Here is a 639-nt window from a genome sequence, read left to right on the forward strand (position 1 = left end):
CAGGATCCCGTTTCGTTGAGCACACTTGCCGGTGTCGAGCTTCCCGCCCAGGATATCGCGGCACGCGTGCTGGAATCCGACCGGATCGTCGCGGTCCGCGCGGTGGGTGCGCACTCGCCGGGCAACCCGCAGGAAGAAGCGAAAACAAGTACCTTGCGCCGCTACTTCCGCGAGTACGGAACAACCCGTGTCAACGGGGCGCGAGTCACCGTCTATGTCCGAGACCACGACCCATCTCCGACGGCCGGTCCTGGATTTGACAGTCCGGGAGCGAGCGGTGGGGTGATGAGGTGACCGACCGCGACTGGCCGGAACACCCCGGAGAAGATCCGGGACGTCGGGGATCGCGGCGATCACGTCGATTTCCACTGCTTGATGAGTGGGGAACTTTCATGAGTGTGGAATACGCGTCGGCTCGGATCACCGACGCCTATTCCCGTGGTATCACGGAACCGAGACAACACGGCGGTGGGACGGGTGGGTCACCCGCGACAGCCGTTGAGTCCGCCCAGCTTCCTCCTATGGTCTTTGACGCGATCCATACCGCTGAGCGGGAGCTTGATGTCCTTGACGATGATGGAGACAAAGCGCCCAGGGATTCGACCGAATCCATATCTGGATCATGCAGTGTCGTGAATA

The 639-nt window shown here is 61.8% G+C and carries 1 pseudogene; it reads left to right on the forward strand.

Annotation, left to right across the window (positions count from 1 at the left end):
* A pseudogene (locus P3L51_RS35930) lies at window positions 1-294 on the forward strand (glycosyltransferase family 39 protein); the annotation flags it as partial.
* Window positions 295-639: the final 345 nt, after the last annotated feature.

The sequence above is a fragment of the Streptomyces panacea genome (assembly GCF_040560175.1).
Classification (GTDB): Bacteria; Actinomycetota; Actinomycetes; order Streptomycetales; family Streptomycetaceae; genus Streptomyces; species Streptomyces panacea.